The sequence below is a fragment of the Nocardia sp. NBC_01377 genome, assembly GCF_045040005.1.
In the GTDB taxonomy this organism is placed as follows: Bacteria; Actinomycetota; Actinomycetes; order Mycobacteriales; family Mycobacteriaceae; genus Nocardia; species Nocardia noduli.
In genome coordinates this window covers 424,708-448,271 of sequence record NZ_CP109567.1, presented here as the reverse complement: position 1 = coordinate 448,271, position 23,564 = coordinate 424,708, and the positions used below count along the sequence as shown (strand labels likewise).

The 23,564-nt window shown below is 66.4% G+C and carries 24 protein-coding genes and 4 pseudogenes; 11 read left to right on the top strand and 17 right to left on the bottom strand.

The features are described 5' to 3' along the window. Positions 1-49: 49 nt before the first annotated feature. Together drmD and OG225_RS42510 are read right to left on the bottom strand one after the other, a co-directional pair. The gene (drmD, locus tag OG225_RS42515; protein ID WP_331758098.1) at positions 50-3,172 is read right to left on the bottom strand and encodes a DISARM system SNF2-like helicase DrmD; all 3,123 of its coding nucleotides are present in this window, start codon (positions 3,170-3,172) and stop codon (positions 50-52) included. A gap of 235 nt (positions 3,173-3,407) precedes the next feature. After that, a complete protein-coding gene (locus OG225_RS42510; protein WP_331758096.1) occupies positions 3,408-4,157 on the bottom strand; it encodes a hypothetical protein in 750 nt (249 codons plus the stop codon). Between the two features lie 236 nt (positions 4,158-4,393). Here OG225_RS42510 and OG225_RS42505 point away from each other — a divergent pair, with 236 nt between their 5' ends. From OG225_RS42505 to OG225_RS42490, 4 genes are all read left to right on the top strand, one after another. Next, the gene (locus OG225_RS42505) at positions 4,394-4,798 is read left to right on the top strand and encodes a hypothetical protein (RefSeq protein ID WP_331758093.1); all 405 of its coding nucleotides are present in this window, start codon (positions 4,394-4,396) and stop codon (positions 4,796-4,798) included. A 191-nt stretch (positions 4,799-4,989) separates the two neighbouring features. Next, positions 4,990-5,376, top strand: coding sequence for a serine/threonine-protein kinase (locus tag OG225_RS42500; RefSeq protein WP_405183600.1), 387 nt, complete (start codon positions 4,990-4,992; stop codon positions 5,374-5,376). A 69-nt stretch (positions 5,377-5,445) separates the two neighbouring features. Continuing rightward, positions 5,446-5,613, top strand: a complete 168-nt coding sequence (locus OG225_RS42495) for a hypothetical protein (protein ID WP_405183599.1) — start codon at positions 5,446-5,448, stop codon at positions 5,611-5,613. Between the two features lie 411 nt (positions 5,614-6,024). Next, a complete protein-coding gene (locus tag OG225_RS42490) occupies positions 6,025-7,002 on the top strand; it encodes a tyrosine-type recombinase/integrase (RefSeq protein ID WP_331758086.1) in 978 nt (325 codons plus the stop codon). A gap of 42 nt (positions 7,003-7,044) precedes the next feature. On the opposite strand, the gene OG225_RS42485 is transcribed toward OG225_RS42490, so the two are convergent. The 8 genes from OG225_RS42485 to OG225_RS42450 form a co-directional block, all read right to left on the bottom strand. Continuing rightward, the gene (locus tag OG225_RS42485) at positions 7,045-7,281 is read right to left on the bottom strand and encodes a hypothetical protein (RefSeq protein ID WP_405183598.1); all 237 of its coding nucleotides are present in this window, start codon (positions 7,279-7,281) and stop codon (positions 7,045-7,047) included. 164 nt (positions 7,282-7,445) lie between these two features. Further along, the gene (locus OG225_RS42480; protein WP_331758081.1) at positions 7,446-8,312 is read right to left on the bottom strand and encodes an ATP-grasp domain-containing protein; all 867 of its coding nucleotides are present in this window, start codon (positions 8,310-8,312) and stop codon (positions 7,446-7,448) included. Beyond that, a complete protein-coding gene (locus OG225_RS42475) occupies positions 8,309-8,839 on the bottom strand; it encodes a hypothetical protein (protein WP_331758080.1) in 531 nt (176 codons plus the stop codon). Before OG225_RS42475 ends, OG225_RS42480 begins: the two co-directional genes overlap by 4 nt. 62 nt (positions 8,840-8,901) lie before the next feature. Then, a complete protein-coding gene (locus OG225_RS42470) occupies positions 8,902-9,894 on the bottom strand; it encodes a hypothetical protein (protein ID WP_331758079.1) in 993 nt (330 codons plus the stop codon). 114 nt (positions 9,895-10,008) lie between these two features. Then, on the bottom strand, positions 10,009-10,824 hold the full coding sequence (locus OG225_RS42465; RefSeq protein ID WP_331758078.1) for a protein phosphatase 2C domain-containing protein: 816 nt from the start codon (positions 10,822-10,824) through the stop codon (positions 10,009-10,011). A gap of 138 nt (positions 10,825-10,962) precedes the next feature. Beyond that, positions 10,963-11,472, bottom strand: a complete 510-nt coding sequence (locus OG225_RS42460) for a TIGR04338 family metallohydrolase (protein WP_331758076.1) — start codon at positions 11,470-11,472, stop codon at positions 10,963-10,965. After that, positions 11,469-12,254: a DUF2786 domain-containing protein gene (locus tag OG225_RS42455; protein ID WP_331758074.1), complete on the bottom strand. Its 786-nt coding sequence runs from the start codon at positions 12,252-12,254 to the stop codon at positions 11,469-11,471. Before OG225_RS42455 ends, OG225_RS42460 begins: the two co-directional genes overlap by 4 nt. After that, complete coding sequence (locus OG225_RS42450) at positions 12,251-12,838, bottom strand: hypothetical protein (protein WP_331758072.1); 588 nt, start codon at positions 12,836-12,838, stop codon at positions 12,251-12,253. Before OG225_RS42450 ends, OG225_RS42455 begins: the two co-directional genes overlap by 4 nt. A gap of 22 nt (positions 12,839-12,860) precedes the next feature. Between OG225_RS42450 and OG225_RS42445 the strand changes: the two genes are divergently transcribed. After that, entirely contained in the window at positions 12,861-13,070 is a 210-nt protein-coding gene (locus OG225_RS42445) for a hypothetical protein (RefSeq protein ID WP_405183597.1), read from the top strand. Positions 13,071-13,253: 183 nt separating this feature from the next. After that, positions 13,254-14,045, top strand: coding sequence for a hypothetical protein (locus OG225_RS42440; RefSeq protein ID WP_331758070.1), 792 nt, complete (start codon positions 13,254-13,256; stop codon positions 14,043-14,045). Here OG225_RS42440 and OG225_RS42435 read toward each other — a convergent pair. The 5 genes and pseudogenes from OG225_RS42435 to OG225_RS42415 all read right to left on the bottom strand — a co-directional run bounded on the left by OG225_RS42435 (position 14,042) and on the right by OG225_RS42415 (position 16,371). Next, complete coding sequence (locus OG225_RS42435; RefSeq protein ID WP_405183596.1) at positions 14,042-14,314, bottom strand: hypothetical protein; 273 nt, start codon at positions 14,312-14,314, stop codon at positions 14,042-14,044. The two genes, OG225_RS42440 and OG225_RS42435, sit on opposite strands and share 4 nt — an antisense overlap. Before the next feature lie 191 nt (positions 14,315-14,505). Continuing rightward, the gene (locus OG225_RS42430; RefSeq protein ID WP_405183595.1) at positions 14,506-15,162 is read right to left on the bottom strand and encodes a hypothetical protein; all 657 of its coding nucleotides are present in this window, start codon (positions 15,160-15,162) and stop codon (positions 14,506-14,508) included. A gap of 114 nt (positions 15,163-15,276) precedes the next feature. Beyond that, on the bottom strand, positions 15,277-15,627 hold the full coding sequence (locus OG225_RS42425; RefSeq protein ID WP_331758063.1) for a hypothetical protein: 351 nt from the start codon (positions 15,625-15,627) through the stop codon (positions 15,277-15,279). Then, positions 15,614-16,097: pseudogene (locus OG225_RS42420) on the bottom strand (macro domain-containing protein). Before OG225_RS42420 ends, OG225_RS42425 begins: the two are co-directional and overlap by 14 nt. A gap of 46 nt (positions 16,098-16,143) precedes the next feature. Then, complete coding sequence (locus OG225_RS42415) at positions 16,144-16,371, bottom strand: hypothetical protein (protein WP_331758061.1); 228 nt, start codon at positions 16,369-16,371, stop codon at positions 16,144-16,146. 397 nt (positions 16,372-16,768) lie between these two features. Here OG225_RS42415 and OG225_RS42410 point away from each other — a divergent pair, with 397 nt between their 5' ends. Next, a complete protein-coding gene (locus tag OG225_RS42410; protein ID WP_331758060.1) occupies positions 16,769-18,190 on the top strand; it encodes an NF041680 family putative transposase in 1,422 nt (473 codons plus the stop codon). 169 nt (positions 18,191-18,359) lie between these two features. Here OG225_RS42410 and OG225_RS42405 read toward each other — a convergent pair. Next, positions 18,360-18,815, bottom strand: a pseudogene (locus OG225_RS42405) (transposase); the annotation flags it as partial. Between the two features lie 11 nt (positions 18,816-18,826). Here OG225_RS42405 and OG225_RS42400 point away from each other — a divergent pair. After that, a pseudogene (locus tag OG225_RS42400) lies at positions 18,827-20,915 on the top strand (ISAzo13 family transposase). A 12-nt stretch (positions 20,916-20,927) separates the two neighbouring features. Here the strand turns inward: OG225_RS42400 and OG225_RS42395 are convergent. After that, positions 20,928-21,668: pseudogene (locus tag OG225_RS42395) on the bottom strand (IS256 family transposase); the annotation flags it as partial. On the opposite strand from OG225_RS42395, the gene OG225_RS42390 reads away from it, so the two are divergent. The 3 genes from OG225_RS42390 to OG225_RS42380 all read left to right on the top strand — a co-directional run bounded on the left by OG225_RS42390 (position 21,567) and on the right by OG225_RS42380 (position 23,559). Next, the gene (locus OG225_RS42390; protein WP_405183594.1) at positions 21,567-21,779 is read left to right on the top strand and encodes a hypothetical protein; all 213 of its coding nucleotides are present in this window, start codon (positions 21,567-21,569) and stop codon (positions 21,777-21,779) included. The pseudogene OG225_RS42395 and the gene OG225_RS42390 overlap by 102 nt on opposite strands. A 980-nt stretch (positions 21,780-22,759) precedes the next feature. Next, complete coding sequence (locus tag OG225_RS42385; protein WP_331758058.1) at positions 22,760-23,245, top strand: WXG100 family type VII secretion target; 486 nt, start codon at positions 22,760-22,762, stop codon at positions 23,243-23,245. 11 nt (positions 23,246-23,256) lie between these two features. After that, the gene (locus OG225_RS42380) at positions 23,257-23,559 is read left to right on the top strand and encodes a WXG100 family type VII secretion target (protein WP_331758057.1); all 303 of its coding nucleotides are present in this window, start codon (positions 23,257-23,259) and stop codon (positions 23,557-23,559) included. The last annotated feature ends 5 nt before the right edge of the window (positions 23,560-23,564 follow it).

Here is a 23,564-nt window from a genome sequence, read left to right as displayed (position 1 = left end):
CGTCGGGCGGCCTCGTCCGCGCTATAGCGGCGTCTGCGTCGTACAGCCATCACAATCCTTCCGGAACGGCGAGCACCACAGCGAACGGGAAGACCAACGCGCGGACGTCACCGTAGCGGCGCTCCAGCGACGCGATCTCGCGCTCACATGCCTCGTCGAGGGTGTCAAGGCGGTCCTGCCATGCTCGGCGGTCGCGTTCGAACTGCTGTGTTTCGGCTTGGTCGAAGCCGTCGAGGGTCAGCTGCACAGCGGTTGGTCCCTCCAAGGCGCCGGTCAATGTCGCACGCAGCTGGTCGAAGACGGCGGCGGTATGCGTGCGGGCGCGGTCGAGTTGGAGTGCAAGGTCGGCCGCGCGGGAGTCCTTCTGCACCTGCGCACGAAGGTTGATGTCCTCGACGAGGCGGGGGGTGATCTCGTCCCAGTGAGCCGCGAGCCGCTCCCGGGCGGCGGCGGGAGCGGGCTGGCAAGCGTCCGGTTCGAGCGCGGCCTCCACGGCGGTGCGCAGCGCACCGTAAGCCTTCTGCTCCAGGTCCATGCGCTTGCTGCGGCCGGCCTCGGGCAGCTCGCGGCCCGCCAGGACAATCTCCTCGTGGAGGCGGCCGCCGTCGGCGCCGACGACCACCAGCCGGGCGACGACCATGACGACCGGTCCGCGAAGGGCAACTTCCGGTGGGGGCGTAAATCGCACTCCGGTGACCCGGTGCAGATCCGTGCGGCCTCCCCACATGGCGCTGCGCAGCAGGCGGGTGGACTGCGCGACCAAGGGGTGTCCGAGGTGTCCGAGCACCACGTCGTCGCGTCCGCGCGCCACTTCGGCGTCGAAGGTCAGCGGACGTGGCTGTCCGGACAGAGGGTCCGCGAGGTCGGTGACGGTGCGCTCCCAGCCGGCCCGCAGGTCCGGTGGCGCGATCTCGCCTGGCGCACTGTCGGTTATGGGCGGCTGCAACGCCAGTGTTAGCGCGGTGTCGACAACACGGCGGACGTTGGCAGGCGCAACGTGTAGCCGCTCGATGGACCGGTCGAGCTGGCCTCGAAGGCGTTGCGCTTGCTTGCGTAGGTCTTGCTCCGCCTTCAACACGGTGGTGCTGGTCTTCGGGGTCACCGTGAGCGGATCGACGAAGACTGGTCGACCGAGCATGCGAGCCTCGACGGCTCCCGCGAGCACCGGGTTGACGCTGCCGAGGTCGCGGCGTTCCGCAGCCACCTTTTTCGCGACGCGGGAGAGGAACTCGAGGTCACCGTCGTAGGAGCCCGCCGCTGCGGACTGCCAGCCGGCACCGACGAAGTGCGCGACATCGACCTCGGTGTCCTGTCCGTAGCGGTCGACCCGGCCGATCCGCTGTTCGAGACGGTTGGGGTTGAAGGGGATGTCGTAGTGGATCACCGTGTGGCAGTGACGCTGTAGGTCGATGCCCTCGCTGGCGGCGTCGGTGGCGAGGAGGATCCGCAGCGGGTCGCGATCAGGTGCGGCCTGGAAGGCGTCCTTGAGATACTCGCGTTTTTCGGTGTCCATGCCGCCGTGCAGGAGCCCGAGCCGGTCGCCGCCGAGCCCGCGGGCGGCGAGGATCCCAGCCAGCCACACCTGGGTGTCGCGGTACTCGGTGAACACGATGACTCGAGTCATGCTGCCCTGCGGGCAGAGCCGTGTCAGTTCGGCGATGAGTGCGTCGGCTTTGCTGTCGGCGGGCTCGGCGCGTCGCTTCGCCCAGGTGCTCAGCTGCTCAAGCAGATCGACTTGGGTGCCCTCAAGGCCGCCCGTGGCGTTCGCGGCGCGCGTGAGCAGGTCCTGTTCGGCCTCCTCGGGGTCGGGTTCGTCCTCCCAGGCGAGGGCATCGACGAGCCAGTCGGGCATCTCATCGTCGACGACGGGGCCATCGGAGCGGGCGACCGTGTCGCGATGCGCCTGCAGCGTACGAGCAAAGGCGGCCGGGGAAGAGAACAGTCGCTTCTTCAGCAACAGGCTGATGAGGTCGCCCGCTCGCACGGCGGTGGTACCCGGAATGCGCTGCCTGCTGTGCGTGTAGGAGGTCAGCAGGTCGTGCCCGGCGCGCTCGTCATCGGTGTAGGTGACCTCGATCGCCCGCGCATTCCGGCCGGGGAACCGCCTGCTTCCGTCGGGGTTCTGCAATTCGTCCTTGAGGCGACGCACCATCACCTGCTGAACCACGGCGGGGTCCGGCTCGACACCACGGGCGAAACGCTGCGGATCCAACATCTCCAGCAGTGCTTGCCAGGATTCGGGGTAGCCGTTGTGCGGGGTCGCGGACAGAAAGAGCCGGTGCTGGGCAAAGTCACCCACACGACGGACCGCCTGGGTTTGCAGGCTGTCAATGGCATACTTCTTCCCGCTGGCGGGGGCAGGCGGGGCACAGTGGTGCGCCTCGTCCACGACCAATATGTCGAAGAAGCCTGGATGCCGGGCATCCGGGGTGAGGACCTCGTCGAGCAGGCGTTGGACCCGCGGGGTCCGCAACCACGGCAAACTGACAATCGTCCGCGGGAACACCGAGAACGGGTTCGCCTCGAGCCCGTGGCTTCGGCGTAACGCCTTCAATGCTGCGGCGTCGAGGATGGTGAAGTCGAGACCGAACTTCTCCAACAGCTCTTCGCGCCACTTTCCGGTCAACGGCGCCGGGCAGACCACCAGGACGCGGCGGGCGCGGTTGCGGAGCAACATCTCTTGGATGACGAGACCGGCCTCGATGGTCTTGCCGAGCCCGACATCGTCGGCGATGAGCAAATTAACGCGAGGCATGCTCAGTGCCTTCGCGACCGGCTCAAGCTGGTAATCCTCGATTGTGATGCCGGCACGGAACGGTGCCTGGAGCGTCTGGTCATCGGCGCTGGCGATGGTGCCCCAACGCACCGCGTCGAGAAACGCACCCAGCACCTGAGGGTCGTCCCACCCCGTCGCAGTCACGCTCGGCAACCGGGTCTCGGGCAACACTTCTCGGCCTGGCTCGACCTCCCATACCACTGTGAGCTCGTCGCCGAGGTCGTCGTCGCTCACACTCGTCAGCGTGACCAGGGTCCGTCCAGGCAAGTCGATTGCCAGCTCATCGCGAGGCTGGGTGCTGGTGTTGCGGCGGTTGACGATCCACTGCTGACCGCGAACCCGAACGAGCTCTCCGACCTCAGGCGCGGTATCGACGACGGACGTTTCCTGAGGCATACACAGACCATAGTGGGCCTGGTTCGGCCCGAGGGCCGCGACTACAGATCGATTCCGAGCCGAACAGCGCGGTCCGACAGCACCTGAACCGCAAGCCAACTCAGCAGTGGTCTCATCGCGGTGCGGTTGACGAGTGTGATTGATGCACGACTTGTGACATCGAGCGGTCGACACGGGGTGACAGAAGCCGGGCTGGTGTCCACGCCCGGCCTCAGACATCCGACGTCAGCCACACTCAGGCGGCGCGGCTGGCGGCCGTGGCCTTTCGAAGTGCAGCGCGTCTACGGGTTTCGGCTTTCGCCCGCTCTCCTCGGCGGAGCTCGGCGTCTTCAATCCTGATCCATCCTTGGGTTTCGAGCCAACGCTGTTGTGCGTGAGCATCCCAGGCGTTGAAGAACAGCGGCAGACCTCTGGCATCGGTTGCCAGTTCGGCGAGTTCTGGCCAGGACGGGCTGCAATTGTGGAGGCGCCGGTGGATTCCGATGTGGTGGGCAACTAGATAGCCGACGATCGATGCTGGCGCCTTGGATACGTGATCCCCGTGGAATCGAGTGTGAAACCGCCGCCCGGTGCACAACGAATGTGGGCTCCGGTTGTACGCGATCCATCCCGCTCGCTCGAGGATTGTGAACATCGGACCTCGTGCGATGCTGAACTCGGGCACACAGCCGTCTGCCAGTACCCACCAGGTGGTCAAAGCCTCGGATCGCCAGGTCTCCTGCCATGTCGGCCCTACGCCATAGCGCGCCCAGTGCAAGGCGATGACCTCCGAGACGAGCTCGCCGAACCCGTCTGGCTCAGCTCGAATAACCGATGTCAGTCGCTTCGTTTCCGCCAGTATTAGTGCTTTGCCCTCGACCGAGGCGTGAAGCATGGGCGGCCCGGTGACGGCTTTGGTTACCGCGTCAGGCGTGGGCACCTGCCCGGCTTCGAGTATCCACAGCACCAGCTCGGCCTTCTCGCCCGTGCACGTGGTGAGATCCAACGGTTCTCGCTTGCTGAAACCGCATCGTGCTGGGTCGACTGCACGCGACAACCTGTATGCGGCTTCGACGTCGGGTGCCTTCGGCGCTCGGCCGGGTCGCTGCTGGCTTGGAGTCCTCTGAAACGGTCTTTGTTGCAGCGCAACTTGAGACTTCCCTCCACGAGGGCCTCGGCCTTCGGTGGACCGACAGCCGAGCACGGCGTCTCGAGCGGAGGAGCAGAGAGATCGTTTCTTCCATGAGCCGTGCCGATCTTGTCGCCGCGGCGCTGGTCTACGACTTTCCCGACCCAAGGGAATTATCGGTCGTCTTCGACCTCACGGGGCTCTACTTCAGGACTGCCGACGGTACTCGCCAGGTCACCGTCTATCCCTGGGTAGTCCGCACCATGGCGCTGGCGCTGTATCCGGGCTTCGACGCAACGCTCGCTGCTGCGGGTGTCGAGGCGCCGGAGGTTGTGGCGCGATGGAAGAAGCGGTACAAGTGGCGAATTCTGCGGACCCTTGTCGAAGCTCGACGTGTGCGGGTGTACCAGGGACCTCCTCAACCATGGAAGCACCTGACTCCCGGATCACCGATCGATTCTCAAACGACGTCTAGCCTGCGTCCACCGCCGGCAGAGGCCCGGCTGTGGCCGCGCTAATACTTCAGCGGCTGTGCGGTTGCTCGAAATCTCGATGCGGCTCAGCGAACTGGCTGCCGAATGAGGCGCCAAATCGGCGGCTACTCGGGCGACAGCGGTAGTTCAACGCAGGCGATGAAGCTGCCGCACCGCACTCCGAGTCGAATGCCGGATCATCGTGCTGGGTCTAACGTTACGAATCAGTGTGACCAGTGCGGTTGATCAGCGATGTCGCCCGTGCCTTGGACTACGCCCACGCTCAGGGAGTCCTGCATCGCGATGTCAAACCGCATAACACCCTCATCGAGGACTTCCACGGCCAAGAGCGCGCCGTGCTGACCGACTTCGGGATCGCCCGCGCACTCGACGACACCATCACAGCCTCGGCGGTCAACATCACCTTCGCCTACGCCGCCCCGGAACGATTCACTGACGCACTCGGCGTCGACCATCGCGCTGACGTGTATTCGCTGGGCTGCACCCTATTTCAACTCCTGACCGGCCGCACACCCTTCACCACAGGCAGCCCGGCGGCCGTGATCTATGACCACCTGCACTCCCCGCCGCCTTCCCCGCGCGAACTTCGACCGATTCGATGACGTTTCACACCTACCAGCGCCACTCAATGTCGAGACCATCCCGCAAGTCGGCAGCGAGTGGCTCCGCCGATGGCCATGGACGAACTTCACGAGCGACGGTTTGGTGGGCGGCGCCACAGCCATGGATCGGGTCTCGTTCTCGGCAAGACGGGTCTGCACGCTGATGTTCGTGATGATGCCATCGCCAGGGTTATCGAGCGCTCGACGAAGTTGCGCCGTCTGTTGCTATCTGAATGACGCCTACGGCGACGGCGGCGGCTAAGCGGCTGATGCCGAAGGAGGTACCGACGCAATCGATCCAGCTCAAGAGGGACTCACCGGGCATCGGCCTGGGGCAGAACGAAATCGGCAGCCCAGAAGCGACAGCAGGAGATCTGTTGCCGAGGTGGCACACGCCGACCGATCCTGCCAGGCGCAACGCTAGTGAAATCTTCGCTGTCCTAGTGAAATCTCAAGTGAAATCTAGAGCGACTCAGTGAAATCTAGAATGAAGGCTCACACACCCTGACAGCGGGTTCGGGCTCGTCCGCCCTATTGTGTTGATTAGTAGCCACCCGATGCACCATTTTTTGCTACTAATCGGTGCTCGAGTTTGTCGGTCAGTGCTGTCATGCTGGGGGAGACGAACAGCATGGAGGTGGCTGGGCGATGGCGGATGCCGAGATGGTGTTCTCGCTCGACAGGTCAGGATTGGCCGCGGGTGAGGACGGGTGGGTGCAGCAGCGGCAATGGTTCGCGCGCTGGCTCGAGGGCAGGCTGTTCGCGCGCCGGTCGGTGGAGACCTATGTCGAGCGCACTGGTGCGTTCGCTCGATGGCTGTGGGCGAATCCCGACCACGGGCGGGAATTGGACACCGCGCTCGGTCGTGACGCGGCGGTCGCGGCGTTCGTGTCGCAACTGCGCGCGACCTCGACGGTGAATGTTTCGTTGGCGGCGTTGAACCTGTACTTCACCTGGCAGGGCTTGGATGAGCCCACGGTGGATTCGGTGAGCGTGGTACGGCGTGTCCTGGAGCCGTTGACCCCGGCGCAGCGCAGCCGTTGTCTGGATGTGGCGGCGCTGCGACGTTCGCGTGACTACGCGTTGTTCGTGATGGCGTTGTCGACCGGGCTCCGGGAATCGGAGCTGGCCGGATTGGAACTCGAGAAGGTGGAGCTGACCGCGCACGAGGGAACGGTGCGGGCGCCGGGTCCTGGTGGGGTGGAGCGGGTGTTGCCGTTGGACGAGAGCGCGCGGCGGGTGCAGTTGTGTTGGCTGGCCGAGCGGGGTCGGCTGCTGGGCACCACGCAGCGTCGTGGGTATTTCCTGCGCGCCGGGCTCGGTGGGACGATCTCGCCGCGGCGGGTGGATGGGATCGTGCGCTCGATCGGCGCGGAGGCGGGTGTGGCGGATCTGTCGCCGGGCAGAGTGCGGAATACCTTCGAGCAGGAGCTGCTCGATCAGGGCCGCGACGAGGGGGAGATCGACGATCTGATGGGACGTATTCGCACGGACTCGGTGCGAGCTCGCGCGCTACACGCCACCGCAGCGCCCGGCGCGGCTGCCAAGCGACCGGCATCGCCGCAGCGCGGGCGTGGCCGTCGGGTACCTGTAGTCGTCGGAGATCAGCTGTCGATCGAGTTCTGAACGCCTGCATTGGAATTGATAGTTAGGCGATTTTGAGCCGTATCAGCCGGTGGTCGAGGATCTGTGGGCGCGTGCGGCGGCGCGTTCGTTGTAGGTCGCTTCGTCGATCTTGCCGGTTATCCAGTCGACGAGGTCGGAGACCAGGTCGCGGTCGGGTTCCATGCCGTCGAGGGCGTGGCTGCCCAAGGTTTGGTCCAATGCCTGCTGTTGGGCGGGGGTGAGCTCGGCGTAGAGCTCGGGGTACGACTGTTGCCATTTGGTCGAGCGTTGGTCGGGCATGCGGCTCCGGTGCGGGCAGGTACCTCGAGGGGTGCCGGGTGGCTGGGTCACCCTCGAGTCTGCCTTGTGCGGGGCGTGGTGGACCAGCATGGGGAGGGCTCGCTGTGTCGGAAGGTTCGGCATGGCGGTGTCGCGGTCGGTGTCGGGTCGAGCACGTGTGGTGTTCACAGCGGGGTCCGGGCGTGATGGTGGGAGGGATCGAGTGGGTTTCGTCGGGTTCCGTTCCAGGCCAATGACAGGCAGGCGTCGGCGAGCAGGTCGAGGCTGTCGGGTACGTGCCGGAAGCTGGGGAAGTCGTTGATGTCGACGATGGTCGGGCCGTCTGGTCCCATGACGATGTCGATGCCGTACAGGTCGAGACCGTAGATGTCGCCGACGCGGTGTGCGAGGTCGCTGATCTCGGCGGTCAGGGGTACCGGGCGGTCGACTGTGGTGTGGGTGGACAGCGGTGAACTGCGTTCGGTACCGAACAGGCGTCCGTTGATGGCGTAGACCTTCAGGTCCACGCCGCGGTTGGGGATGTAGGGCTGGCCCAGGAGCAGATTTTCGCTGGTGTGGTGGGTGCGAAGGTTGTCGAGGTCTTCGGGTCCGTTGACCAGATGGACGAAGTGTCCGTCGCTGCCGTCAGCGGGTTTGACGACGAGCGGGAAGTGGTGTGCGGGGACGGTGGCGAAGGTCGCGGCGTCGGTGGCGGCCCAGGTGGGCGGGACGGGCAGCTGGTGGTGTCGGGCGAGTAGGTGTGCGCGGGCTTTGTCCCGGACGCCGCGGATGGCGCGCGCGTCGTTGATGGTGGTCAGTCCGGCGTGCGCGGCGGCTTCCAGGAGCCCGAGGCCGGGGCCGCCCGCGACTGTTTTCAGGATCCAGGCGTCGTGGTTGCCGCTGGTGATGAGGTCGGCGAGATCGAGCAGTTGTGCACCCGGGGCGACGATGTCGACGTGGTGTCCTCGGTGGCGCAGGCGGTCTGCCAAGGCCGTCGGCAGGCTGTGGTCTCGGTAGCGTTGCTCGAGCAGCAGGCACAGTCTCACGGTCACGGCGGGGGACTCCTCAGAGTGTGGATGGTGGCGAGCCGGACCCGGGTGGTGTCCGGCGGCGGGTGGGCGAGTTGGGCGTTGTGCAGGCGTTGCGGGGTGTGCCAGTCGGTGAGGATCAGCACGTAGAGCGCGTGCAGCGCCGCGGCCGCCGTGGCGGGCAACGGGGTCATCGTGTGTGCCCAGGGGTCGGTGACGAGAGGGTGTGGTGTGGTCTGGGATGGGTTTGTCCCGTTGCGGGGCGGGCGGCGGCCGGGAGTCAGCCACAGGTAGGCGGATCCGGCGTAGACGCGGGTGTCGGGCAGGCTCAGCACGGTGGCGTGGGCGGTGTCGGTGGTGGCGGTGTCGGGGATGGTCGGGGCGAGATGTACATGCAGGAACCACACCGGGTTTCGTGTAGCGGGTGGGTGCAGGCAGTCGTAGCCGAGGCTGATCGAACCGGTGACAGGTCCTTGGACACGGAGGACGGGATCACCGCGGATGTCGAACAGGGTTGTGGTGGACAGGGTTTGTGGTTCGGAGGGGGACATGGGTCTGAGGGGAGGAATCGGTGCGCACACGGCACCCGTCGATCGGTGGGAGCCGGAGACACTCAGCCGGAGGCTGCCGGGCCGATGGTGTAGTCGACGTCGATGCGGAAGAGGTCGTCCCACTGGCGGACTGCCTGGGGCGCGGCGGGGTCGTCGCTGAGAAAGGCGAGCCTGGTGCGGGTCGACCCGGGAAGGATCGCTTGCAGGGCGCGGGGAGCCAAGCCCGGTGAGACCGTCCAATGGTGGGGCTCGTCGACGTCGACGGCTCGACCGTGCTCCCGCGTCTGGGCCTGATAGCGGGCGGTCACGGTGACTGCGGGCAAGGCCGGGGCGGGCTCGGTGTATTGCCAGTGTCCTCCGGTGATGGCGGCGACGAATTGGTGTCGGCGTGCGCAGCGGGGCCAGATCCCATCGGAGGCGTCTTTGGCCCACAGCAGCGCGACCGCGGCCGACCATGCCTGAGTTTGGGTGAGGTTTCCGGATTCGGCGGCGGTGAGGGTCGCGTTGAGCTGCCACCACAGCGGGTAGTTGGGTTCGCTGCTGCCCGGGGCCATGTGGCGGACGCTGGGGATCTGGGTGGCCATCTGGTCGAGCAGGGTCCGCAGTTCCCGTAGCGCGGGAGCGGCCTCGAAGCTTTCGGTGTTGCGCAGCGATTCGAGGATGGTCGCGTTCAGAGCGACCAGGAACGATCTATCCGGGACGGACTCGGTCACGGCGATGTCGACGGTGCGGGTCAGCGACAGGGAGATGGCAGACCAGCTGTGCTGCTGCTCGCGCCAACGCAACGCAATCGGCACGATGACCTCGATAGCGGCGTCGATCAACGTGAGGTACCCGGTGAGGACGCCGGCGCCGACCGTGGTGGTGACGAGGTCGTGGGCGGCCCGGCGGGCGAGGTCGCGACGCACCTGTGTCAGGCAGGTCAGGCAGGTGAGGCCGGCGCCGGAGGAGGCGTAGATCGGTCGGGCCTCGATGGCAGGGAGCTCGCACAAGGTGCGGCGCCCGGAGTAGGTCGCGTGACAGTCGCTGCCGGTCTCGGACCAGCACAGTTGCATGGGTTCGTCCTTTGATCGGGTCTCCTGGGTGGGGTACTCGCCGAGTCCGCTCCCCGAGGTCGCGGCGGTAGATAGAGATGGCGCGCGCCAACGTCAGGGTTGTTGTCGCGGTGATCAGTCGGCGTCGTGGAGGGAGATCCTGCGCATGAACGGACCCGGCGTCGGATCGTCGAGCGGCAGGCGAAGTACGAGCGCGGCGGGGCTATCGGCGCGGGTTCGCGCGACGCGTTCGGCCCACCGGGTCAGCCAGTGCGCGGCGCGGCGCGCTGTGGGCGCTGTGGCCAGCGCGTGGGCGATGGCTTGCGGGGGCAGGAATTCGTGGACACCTGCGGTGGTGAGTACGACGTGCGTGGGCCGCCGCCAGAGGTCTGCGGCCCGGCACCAGTGCCGGTTCTCGGGTGCGTCGTTGCCGGCCAGCGACGGTGACCCGGTTTCGGTGAGGTGGTGATCGGTGGTGTGCTGGAGCAGTTCGCCGGTGCCGAAATACAGCCAGGCCCGGGAATTTCCGAGCCAGCCGAGGTGGACGTCACCGCTTGGCGTGACGAGCGCTACGACGAGGTCGGCGTCGGGGCGACGGTGTCCGCACTCACGGTCTTGGAAGGCCGACAGCGCGTGTTGTTGTGTCCCGGTCGCGAATTCGTTGTGCAGGGGCAAGGCGACTCTCGCCAGTTCGAACAGATACGCGGGGTCGTCGCGGTGGTCGAACGCGGCCCCGTACGCGGTGACCGCGCGAACGCCGGCTTGGGCGATGACCTCGGATCCCTCACCCGAGTTCGACGCGGCCGCCACGGCCGCGACCACGTACGCGTCGCCGGGGCCGTAGCGGTGTCCGGTGGCGCCGCGCTGGGCGGGGTGGGGGTCGGGCAGGGGAGCGGCACCGACATCGAATTCTGTACGGGAGCCGCGATAGTTTTGGCGGACCGAAGACATGAGTGTGCTCCTCCCGTAACGGGATCGATGACATGCGGGTGACCCGGTGGCAGTGTCGGCGGGTAGGCCCGCGCGGGGTGTGAGTCGCGGATCGTTGTGCGGCAGTGCTGTTCTGGTTCGGTCGTGACCGGGTGCGATCTAGTCGATGTGGGCTCCGGCGTCGGCGAGGCAGGCGCGCATGAGCCACGCGGTCTCGGTGCCGAGGGCGATCTCGAGCAGGTGGCACAGGATCGCGGTGAATGCCGCGCCGTGGCCCGGTTCGCTCGCGAAAGGTTGCAGGTGATGGGCTAGTTCGTGCAGGATCACCAGTTCCCGCAACTGGGCGCGGTTGTGCAGGGGAATGGCGATGGTCGCGGTGGCGGGCTCGTAGTGCGCGCGGGTCGGGCCGCGGCGGTCGCGGACGGTAACCGCGACCGCGGCACGGTCGTATCGGGCGCGGACCGCGGGCAGGGCCAGGACGGTGTCGGCGTAGGTCTTGATCGACTCGAGCGACACCACACGCCGCTCCTCGGGCAGGGTGAGGCGGGATCCGAAGATCTCGACTTGGCGGCCCGGTGTCCGGGCGGCCAGGTCGAAAATGGACCGCACCATCTGCTCGGCGGCGTAGACCCGGCTGCGCTGTGTGTCGCGGGTGGCGTGGCGGGTCATGAACGCAGCCGCGGGTGTGGTGCGGGGAGGGCGGGCTGGTCGGTGAGGCGGGCACGCTGCCCGGCTTGGCGCCCGGCGATGGCCGCCTTGGGTGCGGGGCGCCGACGCCGCCGTTTGTCGGGATTCCAGCTGCCTCGTGCGCGACTGTTTCGTTGGTAGAAGTCGGTGACTTCGATCTGTTTGTCGCGCAGCACCAGCGCTGCGGAGGGCCCGGATGCGCTGGCGTCGGTGGTGGTGGCGATCATGTGTGCGCGGGTGGCGTCGCGGGCCGTGGTGAGGCGTTCGCCGATTTTGTCCGCGAACGCGTTCTGGAACGCGATCCGTGCGGTGGTCCCGTGGACGGGTGTCCCGATCTTGGGTTTGGTGCGGTGTAGGCGTGAGCGCAGGTAGGCGCGTGAGGCTCGCACCATCTGCGTGAGCAGGCGGGTATAGAGCAGTTCGACTGTGGCGATGTCGGTTTCCATGCCGAAGGCCATCACCCAGGTCGAATCGTGGGCGATGTCCACACGTACGTCGTTGGCGCCGGAGATCGCGAGGAACAACTGCACGTAGGTGGCCAGGCCTCGGGTGCCGCGTTCACCGATGGTGATCTGACGTGCGATCGGTGTGCTGCGGGTGGGGCCGGTGTCGGTGGCTCGTGCCAGGGCGAGGTCGATCGAGTGGCGCGTGGCGAGTTCCTGCGCGCGGGTGAGGAACACGTGTGCTTCGTGGGGGTTGTCGGTGCCCTCGGACTGGCGCAGCAGCGCGGCGATGCGTTGCAGGTGGCGGTCGGAGGTCGTCACGGTCGCTCACCGCCGAACATCGCCGAGGTGATGAGGAGCAGTTTCAGCGGGTCGGTGCCGCTGGCGGGGTCCGCGGAGGCACGGATCCGGCGGACCCGATGCAGCAGTGACGGTGTGTGCACGTCGATGCCGGTGATCTCGGGGTTTGTGTCGGTCGCGGCGATGGTGAGGACGCGGTATTCGGTCAGCGGTAAATGGATGGCGTACCAGGCTTCGATCGGTCGCGGTGGCTGTGGTTCACGCGGTGGTGTCCGTGACCAGTGTCGGCAGTCGCATCGGGGATCGTCGCATTCGGTGCTCCGTACCTCCGGATGTGGGTTGTATCGGTGGATCCGTCCGGCCAGCACCGGGCAGGCCTGTGTGGTGTATTCGGCGCAGGCGGGATGGAGGCCGGGCTCGGAAGCGACTCCGAGGGCGTAGTCGTCGGGGCGTAGGAAGACCACGACCTGGTCGGTGAGCGGGGCGCCGCAGACCTGGCACAGTCGGCGGTTGAGGATTTTGTGCAGGCGCCGTGCGTCGATGCGGCCCCATACCGGCCGATAGGAGCGATCGCGGTGGGCCAAGGTGATGTAGGGCACGGTCATCCCGTGTGACTGGGGTGCGTCAGTGAGAGCGGCAGGAATAGCGAGGCGCTCGCTCGCGGGTGGCGGGGTGCGGTCGGGCAACGGGACTCCGTGGGCAACGGCGGTGACCAGGTCACCGGAATCGATCTCGATTCCGCCGTTGGGAGGGGCGGGGATCGACTGGGAGGAGAGCAGTCGTCTACTCGAGGTGGTGGCGTTCTGCGGCGGCGCGGCGGATTGTCACGCCGCCTGATGGCTTCGGTCCCTGTGGTCGACCGCAGGCGATGGCTGCCGATGTCGATCGGATGGGTCGTGTGCGTGGGGTGGCTATGGTGGTGGCGTGAGCTCTGGAACGGGTGAATTGCCGCGAGTGTCAGCGGGATCGAGGTCGCAGGTTGCCGCGGAGGTGCTGGGGGCGACATCGGATCACGAGCTCGTGGATGAGGTCTGTGACTTCGCCGCGGTGCCACGCCCGAACGGGCCAGTAGCGCGGGATCTGTTGAGTCAATGGCAGGTTCGGTTGGATCAGGTCCCGTTCGGGGCTCTGGCCACGGTGTCGGATCTGTGGGATGTGGCCTCGCAGAACGACGCCGACCCACCTATTTCGGATGCGGTGGTCGCGGCGCTGTTCGATATCAGTGGGCCGATCGCGCGATTGGGACCGGACCGGACCCGCGACGCGGTCGGACAGTTGGGTGTGGCTCGCGCGACGGTCGAGCTGGCGTGGCGGATGGCTTCTGCCGAGAGTGCGTTGAGGTTCGACGGTGATACCCGACCGTGGCTCGGCATCGAAGAGCTGGTCGCGGTCCTGACCGGCCGTCCGGCCCTGCAGTGGGGCTCGCGCGAGATGTCGGTGATGACGGTCGCGCTGCAATTGCATCTGGCACTGATCGGTGATGCTTTGCTGCGCATCAGCGAATGGCCCGCGCCGGCACTGTCGTGGCACCAGCACCAGGACGTGCTGGTCGCCTCGCAAGAACTGCTGACCTCACCAGACCCGCTGCGGGCGTTGGTCCGGGTCGTCGACGACCCGGACCGCGAACTGCTTGTCGCGTTGTTTCCCGCAGAAGCGCCGCGGCCCCGGCACTGGTGGGACTGGGAGGTAGGCCAGAGGACCAGCACAGGTTTCGTGTCGGCCGCGAACGGTCGGGAGCCATCGCTGCTCGCTGCGCGATTCGCCGCGCAGGGCTGGATCGCCGAGATATCGGGCCGGGCCGACGCGTTCTAGCCGGTGGCCTCCGGCGAGGGCTCCCCGTCGGTGAACAGGTCCTTGTATCTGAGGGTGAGTACAGCCCCGCCCGGAGTTTCTCCGTAGGTCATGAACTCTGTCGTGAGAATCTTTCTGGCCAAGGTCTCGACTTGCCCGATCGCGGTGTCGGCATTGCTGCCGTGCAGAACGCGGATGTGCGGGACCAGATGAGCTATCCACACCTCGAGTGGGGCCGGATCTTCAAGGGTGATGGTGATATTGGTGGGACCGAGGGTGTAGGAGAGCATCGGAGCTTCCCGGTGGCTGGTTGGGAGGTTCGCCGCGTTCGGGGCGGACGCGGCGAAGAAGCAGAACTCTCGAATGCCCGACGGGTGGCCGCCGTTCGACGGCGTGGGTGCGGGACTTGGGTGGCGGGCGGCAGGAAGGATCGACCCCTGTTCGGGTCGGTGTCGGTGCCTGCAATTCGTCGGAGTCGGGATCATTCGAGGTGGGTTCGGGCGCGTTCGACAGCATCGCGCAGCGCCTGATCGCGCAGAGGGTGCCGGTCGGCGAGTTCGACGGCGGTGGTAGCGACCGAGACGATGTCCCAGGCATCCAATGCCCGCAGAGTCTCCGGTGAGGCGTGGGCGAATTCGACCAGCCGGTGCAGGGTTTCGACCTGGGAACTGCTCAGGATGTCGTCGACGTCGCCGTATTCGCGGTACAGCTCGGCTGCGGCGGTGATGAGCAAGCCCAAGTCGGCGACGAGCGCCGCGGCGGTATCGCGGGGCGCGGAGTTCGCGGTGTGCCAGCCGTCGGTGAACAGGCTCATGATCTGTGCTGCTCCACCACCCACGGGCAGTCCCCGCAGCGCCTCGCTCACTCGGATATCGGTGGCCGGGATCAGGGGTTGTCCCCCCGCGTGTGCCTCGCGGCCGATCCGATGCCAGTCGACAGGATCGCCGTGAGGCGTCCATGCCGGGCCCGCGTGGTGGGTGCACGGGCAGTCGAATGCGCCGCAACGGACCGGATCGGTGCCGATCGCGTGTTCTGCGGTATGCCCGCACACGCACAGCGGAGTCGGTGAATGATCGTGCGGGATCGGTGTGTCGGCGCCGAGGCGGCTGCTGGCGTCGGACCACTGTCGTGGTGGCATCTTGCCGGTCAACCACGCGGGTTGCTCTGCGGTGATCGGTACGGCGCAGGTGGCGCACAGGGGCGGGGGTTGGTGTGGGTTCGCGATGATGGTGGTGTCCCTCGGTGAGGTCGGTCAGCGTGCCGATTGGCGCACTCGCCACCAGCTCGGGCCCAGCGCGGTGGCGAGGGCGGTGAGCTGGTCGACGAACGCTTCGGCGGACGGGCCCTCGACGGTAATCGTGGTGTAGTCGCCTCCGCCGCCGATGGAGCGTGCGTGGGCGCCGTCGGCGCCGCGCCATGCCACGGCCCGCAACCGGTCCAGGCGGGCGGTTTCGTCGTCGGTTTCGGGATAGCCGTGTTCGATGGTGAGGTGGCGTTCGCCGCGCATGACGGCCTCCGCTTCGCCGAGCAGGGCCGCGGCGGCTAGCCGGTGCAGCAGTTCCTCGATCGGTGTGCGGGGTCCTTCGCCTTCAGGGCAGGTCATAGACGGTCACCGCGATCCCGCGCCGACACAGATGGGTGTCGATGAGCGGTGCGATCTCCTCCCAGCGGCCTCCGGCGAGACCGGCGCCGATACGGGGCATATGAACCGAGGCACCCGCCGCGATCGCGTGTTCGGCGAGGGTGGCCAGACACCGGGCGACGGCGTCGTAACGGATCGGCGGTGTAGAGGTTCGGTTGTTGGCGATGCCGTGCTGGCCGATCATGTTGACCAACCGAGACGTTCTCCTCGACCGGGACGAGCTGTATCTCGCCGAGCTCGAACGGTTGCTCGCGAGATCTGTGCCACTGCCGGTAGGCGCGTTCGGGTCCTGGCCAGCGGTCGCTGACCGCGACAACGAAACCGCGACCCCACCGACCGGCGTCGTTGCACAGATGAACCACCAGGAGTGGTCCTTCGCCTTCGGGGGCGGTGGCGTCACCGGTCGTGTATCGGATCTCGGTGCCGGGCATGTGTTTCTCCTCGATCGATCGGATGCGGCCCGAGGTGTCGTACCGGTCAGGTGCCGTCGGTGCCGCAATCACTGCACAGTAGAAGGTTTCCGTCGAGGTACCAGTCCCCGCGCACGCAGACGCAGTCCTTCGGTTCGCGGGGCCACTGACGGCCCGCGAACACCGCTCGCCCGACCTGAATACGACCGCCGGTAACGCAGTCTCGGGCCGGTGCGACCGTCCAATGGCCGCCGATGCCGGAAATATCGGGGAGTTCGTTGACCAGAGTGCTCATGGCCGGAACCTTTCTGAGGGAAGCGGGGGGCAGGACCGACCTGACCACAGGGACAGGCGTAGACCGAGATCGCTGGCGTTGACCGCGTGCGTCCCCCCGGGTGACGGTGAGCGGGCATTCCCTACCCGAATTAGTCAGTCCTGCAACAGTTGCTGACGGATGACCGTGCGTCAGGTCGAACCTGTGCCCGCGGACCGGAGTGCTGAGGGGTAGGCGCGGTGGTGAGCGCGCAACGGGGACCTTGACGGCGGGCCGAGGGCAGCGGGTGGACACGCTCCGGTCTCAGCTTGAGATTTAACCTCTGAGCTGGGGTAGGTCGCCCCGGTTGATCATGGGTGAAGCCCTTGGTTGATGATTCATCTTGCTACAGAACGAATCTCATGAACCAAGGGCTTCGATGAACAGTGTGCACGATCCTGGTCGCGAGGGTGCGGCCGGGGAGTTGTCGGCGTTTCGGCAGGAGTTGTACCGGTGTGCGAGCGCGCGAGCGGATGCGTTGTTCGAGCTGTGTGAGGCGGTGTTGTGCGCGGACGGGCCGGTGACCACGCTGGTCGGGTTGTCTCTGGTGGCCGAGCATCGCCGTGGTCATGGCGGTATGTACGACGCGCTGGCGGCGGGCCGGCTCGATGTCACCAGGCTGCGGCGGGCGGTGACCGGATTGCCGGTCCCGTGTGAGCGCGGCGGCCGGATCAGGCTGGCGGTGGATGTGTCACCGTGGCTGCGGCCCGACGCTATGACCAGTGCCGACCGTTGTTTCTGTCATACCTATGGGCGCGGCAAGGGCAACGCGCAGCTGATCCCGGGCTGGCCGTACTCGTTCGTCGCCGCGCTCGAGTCCGGGGCGTCGAGCTGGTGCGCGCTGCTGGACGCGCAGCGTATCGGCCGTGACGAGGACCTCACCGCGGTGACCGCCGCCCAGGTCCGCGACGTGGTTGCCCGGCTGCGCGCGGCCGGGCATCATCGGCCCGGGGATCGCGACATCGTGATCGTGTTCGACGCCGGCTACGATATCTGCCGCTTGGCGTGGCTGTTGGCGGATCTGCCGGTTGAGCTGGTAGGTAGGGTGCGGTCGGATCGGGTGTTCTGCTTCCCCGCCGCCGCGCGGGCCCGCACGGGCCGCCCGCCGCGCCACGGCCCGGTGTTCACCCTCGCCGACCCGGCGACCCATCCCGAGCCCGCGGTCACGACCAGCACCGACACCCTTCGCTACGGCACCGCCCGCACCACTGCCTGGCACCGGTTGCATCCCCGGCTCACCCACCGCGGCCCCTGGGCCGACCTCGACGGTCCGCCACCGATCATCGAGGGCGCCCTGATCCGGTTGACCGTGGATCGGCTACCCGGCGACCGAAACCCGAAACCGGTGTGGCTGTGGACATCCCGTGCCGAAAGCGCCGCAGCGGACGTGGACCGCTACTGGCAGGCGTTCCTGCGCCGCTTCGACATCGAGCACACCTTCCGGTTCCTGAAACAAACCCTCGGCTGGACCCGGCCCCGGGTCCGTACCGCCGCCCAGGGCGACCGCTGGACCTGGCTGATCCTCACCGCCCACACCCAGCTGCGGCTCGCACGCGGCCTCACCACCGACCTGCGCCGCCCCTGGGAGAAACCCGTCACCGACCCGCACCGGCTCACCCCCGCCCGCGTCCGTCGCGGGTTTCGCCACCTCCGCCGGAAAACCCCCAATCCGGCCAGCGCGCCGAAACCCTCACGCCCCGGCCCCGGCCGCCCGAAAGGCAGCAAGAACCGGCACATCGCGCCACATCCAGAGGTCGGCAAAACCCGTGTGGCCCCGGCTACGCCGGGGCCACAACCTTAAATCTCAAGCTCAGTGGGACTCGTGATCGGTGCCGTGACCGGGTGCCGGATTGTGCATCGAGGTCGGTGCGGCGAATTCGGTGTCGGCGTCGGCACCGATGTGGGGCTGAAATGGACGACCAGCCACCACACCACTGCCACAACAGCCACGATCGTGACGACGGCCAGCACAGGGCACCGTTGCGGACGAGTGCGACCAGTTCGGGTGCGTTGACCTTGCGCCAGCGGCCTTGGGCGGCCTCGATCAGCTTGTAGGCCATGGCGATTCCGGCTGCACGAGAGCCTGGCCCCTTGGTGACCTTCGTGCGTAACCGCACGGTGGCGAAGGTGGATTCGATCGGGTTCGTGGTCCGCAGGTGGATCCAGTGCTCGGCCGGATATTTGAAGAACTCGAGCAGCACGTCGAGATCGTCGGTGATCTTCTTGACGGCTTTCGGGTATTTTGCGCCGTAGTCGATTTCGAAGGCTTTCACCGCGATTTGCGCTTTGTCGATATCCTCGGCGTTGTATATTTCTTTCATCGCCGAGATCGCAGCGGGATGCGCCGATTTCGGTATTGCGGCAAGGACATTCGCACTCTTGTGAACCTGTAACGTAATAACGTGTTGTGTTGGGTTGCAATGTATTTGGGTGTGCTATGGCGGTGGTGAGTGGAGTTCGTGGGCTGGTCGAGCGGTGGGCGGTGTTGTCTCCGCATCTGAACGAGCGGCAGCGGCGTTTGATGTTGGGCAGCGAAGCGCGGGCGTTGGGCCATGGCGGGGTGCGTGCGGTAGCGCGGGCGGTCGGCGTCAGCGAAACCACTGTCCGCAGAGGGATTTTCGAGTTGGAAGCCGGCGGGTCGCCGTTGTCCGGCGGGCGGGTGCGTCTGCCCGGAGGTGGCCGCAAACGGGTCGAGGAGACCGACCCGGGGGTTCGGGAGGCGTTGATGGCGCTGGTCGAGCCGGACGAGCGGGGTGACCCCTGCTCACCGTTGCGGTGGACGACGAAATCGCTGCGCAATCTCGCCGACGAGTTGACCGGACGGGGGTATCCGGTCTCGGCGATGACGGTCGGGCGGTTGTTGAAGGCCGAGGGCTTCAGCCTGCAAGGCGTCGCCAAGACCCTCGAAGGCGCCCAGCACCCGGACCGGGACGCCCAGTTCCGCTACATCAACGAGCAGGTGAAACGGCACGACCGCGAGCGGGCCGGTGATCAGCGTCGATACCAAGAAACGCGAGCAGATCGGGCGACTGCCGATGCCTGGACGCGAGTGGCGTCCCAAGGGTGACCCGGTGCGGGTCGAGGACCATCATTTCTTCTTCTCCGGTCCCGAGGTCGCCCAAGCCATCCCCTACGGGGTCTATGACCTCACCCGCAACACCGGCTGGGTCAACGTCGGCGTCGACCACGACACGAGCGTGTTCGCGGTGGAATCGATCCGCCGCTGGTGGACCGCGCACGGGAAACGCGACTATCCGAACGCGAAGAGCCTGTTGATCACCGCGGACTGCGGCGGCTCCAACGGCTACCGCCGCCAAGTCTGGAAGAGCGAACTGGCGGCGTTGGCCGCCGAGACCGGTCTGGCGATCACGGTCTGTCACTTCCCGCCGGGCACGTCGAAATGGAACAAGATCGAGCACCGAATGTTCTCCCACATCACCCACAACTGGCGCGGTCGCCCGCTGACCAGCCACGAGGTCGTCGTGCAAACGATCGCCTCCACCACCACCCGCACCGGACTGCGCATCGAGGCCGCACTCGACACAGGTGACTACCCGATCGGGATCGCTGTCAGCAAGCAGCGATTCGCCGCGCTGCCGCTACAACACCACGAGATTCACAGCTCATGGAATTACACGCTGCATCCCGAGGCCGACACTTCATCCTCGGGTGAGGGCGAGCCCGCGCAGGGCTCGACGGCGGCTCACCGACGCCGGCGGATGCTTCGGCGTCTCGACGATCCGCGACTGACCGGCCTGAACCCCGACCAACTCGCGCGGCTCTGCGAAATCCTGGCTCCCCGGCAGGCCGCACGCTCACAGGAGCGCTACAGCGAGCAGCGTGGTGGCCGGGCACGCCGCGCTACCGGCGCCCAACGCGTCAAGCCGCTTTTCGACGACTCGGCCCGCGTCCTGCTCACCCTCCTCTACCAGCGGCAGGTGTGTTCGCTGAACCTCCTGGGCGACTTGTTGGAAGTCACCGGCGTCTGCATCGGAGACCTCGTCAAACAAACCCGCCGAATCCTCGAAGACCACGACCACCCGTCCGGGACCGCCGCGGTCCGCTTCACCACCACCGCCGACCTGCTCGACTTCCTCGAACACGACACCACCCCGCGACGAACCGCGATCATCGACAAGTTGTCGGCACCGACCTTGACCGGCATGACCCGCGCACAACTGGAGGTCCTCGTCCGGGATCTGCACGCCCGCCAACTCGCCCGGACCGAGCGGCTGACCCACCAACGCCGCGGTGGACAACGCCAACAAGGCGCCCGCGGCGGGGTGTTCCCTCAGAAGATCGGAAACGCCGAACGCGTCGTCCTGACCATCCTCTACCAACGCCGACTCTGCACGATCGAAGTCCTCGCCGACGCCCTCGGCGACGTCAGCAGATCCGCCATCGGCAATGCGATCCGCGAAACCCGCCCCCTCCTCGAGCACCTCGGACACGCATTCACACCCGCCGACACCCGGTTCCGCACAGCACCGCAACTGCTCGCCGCCGCCGACACACCGACAGGTTGATTCTTTACAGGTTCTGTGGAACCAGCAGCGCTGCTCGTGGGTGGTCGGGAACACATCGCGTAGCGCTTTCCAGAATCCGAGGGCGCCGTCGCCGACCGCGAGCACGGGAGCGGTCATGCCGCGGCGGCGGCAATCACGCAACAGATCGGCCCACGACTCGGTCGATTCACGGTAGCCGTCGGCCAGCGCAACGAGCTCTTTGCGGCCGTCGGCGCGGACTCCGATCATCACCAGCAGGCACAGTTTCTCCTGCTCGAGCCGGACCTTGGTATGGATGCCGTCGACCCACAAGTACACGAAGTCGGTACCCGAGAGCTCGCGTGCGGCGAAGCCGCGGGCTTCGTCCTGCCACTGGCCGGTCAACCGGGTGATCGACGCTGGTGAGAGCCCGGCACCGGAGCCCAGGAACTGTTCCAGGGCTGGACCGAAGTCCCCGGTGGACAGCCCGTGCAGATACAGCAGCGGCAGTACCTCGGCGACCTGCGGCGACTTGCGCGCCCACGCGGGCAGGATCGCCGAGGAAAACCGCTGCCGCTCAACGGATTCCGGGTCTACCCGCTTGTCGTTGACCCGCGGTGCCTTCACCGTCACCGCACCCGCCGCGGTGAGGACCTCCCGTTCGGCGTGGTACCCGTTGCGGACCACCAGGCGGTGGCCGTTCTCGTCGAGTTGATCGGCGAACTGAGCGACATAGGCGGCGACCTCGGCCTTCAACGCGGCGGCGAGCATCTGCCGGGCACCGTCACGGACGATCTCATCGAGCAACGACCGGGGCGAACCGGCCTCCTCGCCAGCAGTGACGACGTTCTGAACTACCGTGAGCACGGACGTACCTTCCCGACCGGCGTTGGCGCGCCGGCATGATCAAGACTTCGGACTGATAGATCATCCGGGAAGGTGCGTCCTCCCCGTCATCCACAGGTCTTGATCATTTCTCTAAAACCGCTGGAGCCATATCCATGAGCTCTGAGCCAGGCTGATCGGCAGGTCCAGAGGTTGAGTCATCTGGCGGCACCCAACGGACTCTATACCGGCGGTCGGCCTGCCTCTATAGCATGCCGACAAAGAGTCGAACCCATGCTATGGAGTCGAGCCTGTACGGTCACAACAGATCCCGCCCGTCCGCGCGGAACTCCGGTTTGATCGACGGCTTGCGGCTGTCCGCGTACCCCTTCGAACTTGCCATGGTTGCAGTCCTCGACCGACTGAGGAATGGCGCAGTCAACTGTGCACCAACGGTATTTGAATCCTGGGAACATTCCCCGTTCGAGTACTCGAGCGTAGAGGTCACCTCCCGTGCGCGCCACCGTGCGGTGGCGAGGCCCGAGCCCGTAGCTGTGGGCGTGCTCGGCGGCCAAGGCGGTGGTCCCTTCCCACTGGGCGCGGCCCATATCGGCGTGCACGGTCCACACCCGATCGAGTACGCCCGCCGCGTTCGCGGCCTCGACGATGACGTCGAGGCTCGCCTGGCTGTCCTTCCCGCCGCTTCTTCTGCCAGTACGAGTGGAACCGAGGGCCAGCTTTCTGTGGGATTATTGCAGGCCACTTCGGTAGTTCCGGCGCGGGGGCGTCAACAGCCCTGTTGTATACGGATCTTCGGTAGATCGTTGATAGGGCAGAGGTTTTCGGGCCTATTGCACGGCTTGCTCAACGAGCGCGGGGCGTTGCGGCGCACGATCCACTCTTGGCCCCGGCAAGGGTGCCTGCCCGCTGCTGGCGTGTGGCACCGTGTTTGAAAGCATTGCCTCGCAGTGAGATCGGTCGCGCCCAGGTGTGGTCCTGGCGCGTGCTGCGCAAAATCCGTTGCTGCTCCTACAAGACCGGTGCGCTGGTCAAGGCCATACATGTCCTACATGACCGCGAACTCCGGGCAGCCGCACGAGGATGAAAAAGGCTCACTGTGGCTGTGGTCAGCATCGCTTCGAGGACGGCTATCCGATGGGAAGCTGCCACCAACAGCAGGTACGATGACCCCGTTATCGGTGAATCTCAAAGCAGGGGGGGCCTTGTCGGAACCTACAGAATCGTCCACGGACTTTGCCGTCGTACCCGCCGAGGTATCCGATGCAGGTCTCTTCGTGCAAATGACTGCCGAATCCTTGATAGGCGGACTTCTGTCTCTGGACGCCGACATAACAACTCTGCTCGAATCCTGGAAAGGAACGTCGGCTGAGGCCTACCGAGTCGGATGGGATGAGGTCAAGCAGGGAGCAGATACGGTAATGAATTCACTCTCGGCGATGGCCGAACTACTGGGAGTGACCAGCCGCACTCTGACAGAGCAGGACAGCGCAAGAGCTCAGCAGACAAGCTCACTAGATCTGCCATAGAGGGGGAAGAGATGGACAATACTCAGCCATTTCGGGTAAAACTGACAGAGCTGGATGATATAGCAGGGCGACTGAACAGCTTCGTCGGATTCCTGTCCGACAGCATGGCCGGACTGGAACAAAGAATCGGTCAGGTACAACAGAATTGGAACGGCGCAGCTGCGGATGCGCAAGCCGATGCATTCCGTCAGTGGATGGTCGGCGCCACAGATGTCTCCGAAGGGATTGCGGCAATGAAGAAGGCCGCTGTCGATGCTCAGGATCGTTACAGCGCCGCAGCAGCAGCCAACCTCCGCATGCTCGGCCGAACGTGAGGCAC

Excerpts from the sequence above, each read along its gene's own strand:
- drmD (WP_331758098.1), bottom strand. The coding sequence starts at position 3,172 with ATGCCTCAGGAAACGTCCGTCGTCGATACCGCGCCTGAGGTCGGAGAG.
- OG225_RS42505 (WP_331758093.1), top strand. The coding sequence starts at position 4,394 with ATGAGCCGTGCCGATCTTGTCGCCGCGGCGCTGGTCTACGACTTTCCC.
- OG225_RS42495 (WP_405183599.1), top strand. The coding sequence starts at position 5,446 with ATGGCCATGGACGAACTTCACGAGCGACGGTTTGGTGGGCGGCGCCAC.
- OG225_RS42490 (WP_331758086.1), top strand. The coding sequence starts at position 6,025 with ATGGCGGATGCCGAGATGGTGTTCTCGCTCGACAGGTCAGGATTGGCC.
- OG225_RS42485 (WP_405183598.1), bottom strand. The coding sequence starts at position 7,281 with ATGCCCGACCAACGCTCGACCAAATGGCAACAGTCGTACCCCGAGCTC.
- OG225_RS42475 (WP_331758080.1), bottom strand. The coding sequence starts at position 8,839 with ATGTCCCCCTCCGAACCACAAACCCTGTCCACCACAACCCTGTTCGAC.
- OG225_RS42470 (WP_331758079.1), bottom strand. The coding sequence starts at position 9,894 with ATGCAACTGTGCTGGTCCGAGACCGGCAGCGACTGTCACGCGACCTAC.
- OG225_RS42465 (WP_331758078.1), bottom strand. The coding sequence starts at position 10,824 with ATGTCTTCGGTCCGCCAAAACTATCGCGGCTCCCGTACAGAATTCGAT.
- OG225_RS42460 (WP_331758076.1), bottom strand. The coding sequence starts at position 11,472 with ATGACCCGCCACGCCACCCGCGACACACAGCGCAGCCGGGTCTACGCC.
- OG225_RS42450 (WP_331758072.1), bottom strand. The coding sequence starts at position 12,838 with ATGACCGTGCCCTACATCACCTTGGCCCACCGCGATCGCTCCTATCGG.
- OG225_RS42435 (WP_405183596.1), bottom strand. The coding sequence starts at position 14,314 with ATGCTCTCCTACACCCTCGGTCCCACCAATATCACCATCACCCTTGAA.
- OG225_RS42430 (WP_405183595.1), bottom strand. The coding sequence starts at position 15,162 with ATGCCACCACGACAGTGGTCCGACGCCAGCAGCCGCCTCGGCGCCGAC.
- OG225_RS42425 (WP_331758063.1), bottom strand. The coding sequence starts at position 15,627 with ATGACCTGCCCTGAAGGCGAAGGACCCCGCACACCGATCGAGGAACTG.
- OG225_RS42415 (WP_331758061.1), bottom strand. The coding sequence starts at position 16,371 with ATGAGCACTCTGGTCAACGAACTCCCCGATATTTCCGGCATCGGCGGC.
- OG225_RS42410 (WP_331758060.1), top strand. The coding sequence starts at position 16,769 with ATGAACAGTGTGCACGATCCTGGTCGCGAGGGTGCGGCCGGGGAGTTG.
- OG225_RS42385 (WP_331758058.1), top strand. The coding sequence starts at position 22,760 with ATGTCCTACATGACCGCGAACTCCGGGCAGCCGCACGAGGATGAAAAA.
- OG225_RS42380 (WP_331758057.1), top strand. The coding sequence starts at position 23,257 with ATGGACAATACTCAGCCATTTCGGGTAAAACTGACAGAGCTGGATGAT.